The following is a 3,490-nucleotide window of genomic DNA, read 5'->3' on the forward strand; positions in this document are numbered from 1 at the left end:
CACGCCTGGCGGAAGAACTCGTCCTCTGGATGAACCCGCGTTTCGGCTTCATCCGCATCGCCGATCGTTTCTGCACCGGCAGCTCGATCATGCCGCAGAAGAGGAACCCGGACGTGCCCGAACTCGCGCGCGGCAAGAGCGGTCGCGTCTTTGGCCATCTGATCGCCTTGCTCACCCTGATGAAAGGCCAGCCGCTGGCTTACAACAAGGACAATCAGGAAGACAAGGAGCCGCTCTTCGATACCGTCGACACGCTGACCGACACCCTGCGCGTCTTTGTCGAACTGATCCCGGGAATCGCCACGCAGCCCGCCAACATGCGCGAGGCTTTGCTTCAGGGATACGCCACGGCAACCGATCTGGCCGATTACCTGACCCGCCGTGGCCTGCCTTTCCGTGATGCGCACGCCGTGGTCGGCCGCGCCGTGCGGCGCGCGGAAGAACTGGGGGTCGATCTGGCACAGCTCCCGCTGGCCGAACTGCAGGCCTTTTCTCCTCTGGTCGAGGATGACGTCGATCAACTGCTGAGCATCGACGGCTCGCTGGCCGCACGCCAGCACCCGGGTGGAACGGCGCCCACACAGGTGCTGGCGGCGATTGCCCGCGCCCGCCGCGCGCTGCCTGACGCAACTGATCGCGCTGATGGATAAGATGGACAAGATCGGCAAATACGAACTGCTCTGCGAGATCGGACGCGGGGCAACCTCGACGGTACACCTGGCGCACGATCCCTTCACACAACGTCGGGTGGCGATCAAGATGGCTTTTCCGGGCGTTCTCAAGGACCCCGTGCGCGGCCGGCTGTATTCGCACCAGTTCCTCAACGAAGCAGCGCTCATCGGCAAACTGCAGCACCCGCACATCGTGCAGACGCACGACGCAGTGGTCGACGACAATATCTGCTATATCGTCATGGAGTACGTTCCGGGCGGAACGCTGGAAGCCGTCTGCACGCCGGACCGTCTGCTGCCGATCGAACGCGTCGTCGAGATCATCTTCAAGTGTACGCGCGCGCTCGACTTCGCCGTACACGCCGGGATCATTCATCGCGACATCAAGCCGGCGAACATCCTGTTTGCCAGCACCGATCCGCTGCTCGGCGACATCAAGGTTTCCGACTTCGGCGCTGCCATCACCGGCGCGCCCGATCGTACGCTGGTCCTGGGCATCGGCTCGCCAGCCTACATGTCGCCACAGCAGGTAAAGGAGCAGACGCTCGACCAGCAGACCGACATCTATTCGCTCGGCGTCGTCATGTACCAGTTGCTCACCGGGCGACTGCCGTTTCAGGCGCGCAACAGCTACGACATGATCTATCAGATCATCAACAGCGAACCGGCCAGGCCATCGTCATTGCGCAGCGGTATCCCGCCGGCGCTGGAAGCGATCGTCGCGCGCGCCATGCACAAGGACGTCGGGGCGCGCTACGCAAGCTGGCCGGAGTTCTCGCACGATCTGGCGCGCACCTTCCGCGAGCGGCAACTGACGATGGCGCGCGATCAGCTCGCTGATTCGGAGAAGTTCGACACGCTGCGTTCGTTTCCCTTTTTTGCTGCGTTTTCCGACGTCGAAATCTGGGAAGCGCTGCGTTTCGCGCGCTGGAGCACAGTCGCCCCGGGCAGCGCGGTGATCCGGGACGGAGAAGCGGGCGATTGCTTCTTCTTCGTTGCCGAAGGCGAATTGAAGGTACTCAAGAACGGCGTGATTCTCGACGTGCTGTCGAGCGGCGACTGCTTCGGCGAAATGGCGGTGCTCGGCAACGCCGCTGCGCGGCGCGCGGCCGATATCATCACGCTGACCGAAGTCAAGCTGGTGACGATCACCGGAGAAGCACTGCGCAAATCGTCCGATGCCTGCCGCATGCATTTCTACCAATCCTTCCTGACCGTCCTCAGCCAGCGTCTGACCTCGGCCAACATTCGCCTGGTCTCGTTCTGACACGCCTTGCCGCGCGCGGCCGCGATCTGGCAGCGCGAGTCTTGCGGAGGCCCGAATGGCCTGCACCGCTCTCGGGCTAATGCCCGCAGAACGGCGCCACGCCGTCAAAACCGGCCAACTCCTGCTGCTGCTGGGTCGTCCGGACGATGCCGGTGGTGGCGTCGAAGAGTACTGAGAAACGCGCCACCTGGTTCCAGCTATCGCAGAAGCGCCACTCCCAGACCAACTCGTTGCGCGCCGGAAAATAGGCCGTCCATTGTGCCACCGGCGGACCAATCAGCCGCAGCACCGCGTCCTGGTTGCTGCGGCCCGCGACGATGCGCGCGAAGTGCTCGCTGTCGAGCACGCCTTGCCGGGCGCGCAGGCGGCCATCCGGCGCGATAAAAACCATGAACGTCTGCGTTCCCGCCGGGCCGCGGGCAAACGCCAGTTGCTCGCTCCCGTCGGCATCGCGCCAGGCAAGCGTCGGACTGCCCATCAGCGCCAGAACATCGGCCAGCGTCGACACCCCCGGTTGCAGCCCGCTACCGCTGTAGCCAGCACAGCCAACGAGCAGCAGCGCACCGGCGAGCAGTAGCGTGCAGCGCCGGCGCGCCCGCGCACGGCGCAAGCGGCCGACGGTTGCCGACAGGCAACGGCTAATGTATATTAGATTTTTCTTATTCAATGGAAGCCTCGACGATGAGCAAGTCTTTTTCCACCATCACGCACGATGTCTCGAAGGCACTGGGTACGCTACGCCACGACATTCCGGAAACCATCCAGGGTTTCAACGCTCTGGCCAAGGCAGCATTGTCGCCCGGCGTGCTTTCCGCCCTCGACAAGGAACTGATCGCGCTGGCGATCGGCGTCACCAGCCGCTGCGACGCTTGCGTCGGTTTTCACGTCAAGGCGCTGATCCGCCTCGGCGTCAGCCGCGAACAACTGATGGAAACCTTGGCCGTGTGCACCTACATGGGCGGCGGACCGGCGCTGATGTACGCCGCTGAAGCAGTGCGCGCCTACGAGGAATTCACCGCCGGCAAAGCGGCCGCTGGCGGTGCCTGAGCAGACCCGCGCCAAGCGCCAGGCCGCTGACCCGCACGCGCCAGGCGCGCAGCCAGGCCGGTTCAGCGCGCTGCTTCGCCGATGAAGATTTCGACCCGGCGGTTCATCGCGCGTCCGCCCGCCGTCGCGTTGTCGGCAACCGGCTGGCGCGCTCCACGGCCGTCGATCGCGATGCGGCTGCCACCGACACCGCGCGCCACCAGATAGTCGCGCGTCGCCGCCGCACGGTTCACCGAAAGCGGTTCGTTGATCGAGTCGCTGCCGGTGCTGTCAGTGTGGCCGATGATCCTGACCATCGTCACCGGGTGCTGCGCCAGGCTGGCGGCGAGACGATCGAGCACTGGCGCCATGTTCGGCTTGATGTCGGCGCGGCCCACGTCGAAGGAAACATCGCTGGGAATATCGAGTTTGAGCTGATTGTCGGTGGTCTGCGAGACGCCGACGCCGGTACCGCGTGTCGCCTGCTCCATCGCTGCCTTCTGCTGCTGCATGTGCTGCGACCACA

The 3,490-nt window shown here is 64.5% G+C and carries 5 protein-coding genes; 3 read left to right on the top strand and 2 right to left on the bottom strand.

All coding sequences use genetic code 11. The features are described 5' to 3' along the window. A partial coding sequence (locus RKP46_RS13800) for a lyase family protein (RefSeq protein ID WP_311107162.1) occupies positions 1-650 on the top strand: 650 nt, incomplete at its 5' end. A gap of 1 nt (position 651) precedes the next feature. Then, the gene (locus RKP46_RS13805; protein WP_311107166.1) at positions 652-1,938 is read left to right on the top strand and encodes a serine/threonine-protein kinase; all 1,287 of its coding nucleotides are present in this window, start codon (positions 652-654) and stop codon (positions 1,936-1,938) included. Positions 1,939-2,014: 76 nt separating this feature from the next. Here RKP46_RS13805 and RKP46_RS13810 read toward each other — a convergent pair whose 3' ends face one another. Further along, complete coding sequence (locus RKP46_RS13810; protein ID WP_311107163.1) at positions 2,015-2,605, bottom strand: hypothetical protein; 591 nt, start codon at positions 2,603-2,605, stop codon at positions 2,015-2,017. A 14-nt stretch (positions 2,606-2,619) separates the two neighbouring features. Here RKP46_RS13810 and RKP46_RS13815 point away from each other — a divergent pair, with 14 nt between their 5' ends. After that, the gene (locus tag RKP46_RS13815; protein WP_311107164.1) at positions 2,620-2,985 is read left to right on the top strand and encodes a carboxymuconolactone decarboxylase family protein; all 366 of its coding nucleotides are present in this window, start codon (positions 2,620-2,622) and stop codon (positions 2,983-2,985) included. A 62-nt stretch (positions 2,986-3,047) separates the two neighbouring features. Here RKP46_RS13815 and RKP46_RS13820 read toward each other — a convergent pair. Next, positions 3,048-3,490, bottom strand: a 443-nt coding sequence (locus tag RKP46_RS13820) for an OmpA family protein (protein WP_311107165.1), incomplete at its 5' end; no start/stop codon positions are given.

Origin of the sequence: Accumulibacter sp. (assembly GCF_031732815.1) — a bacterium.
GTDB lineage: Bacteria > Pseudomonadota > Gammaproteobacteria > Burkholderiales > Rhodocyclaceae > Accumulibacter.

What these genes read in the sequence shown, in the direction of transcription:
- RKP46_RS13805 (WP_311107166.1), top strand. Translation starts at nt 652, where the DNA reads ATGGACAAGATCGGCAAATACGAACTGCTCTGCGAGATCGGACGCGGG.
- RKP46_RS13815 (WP_311107164.1), top strand. Translation starts at nt 2,620, where the DNA reads ATGAGCAAGTCTTTTTCCACCATCACGCACGATGTCTCGAAGGCACTG.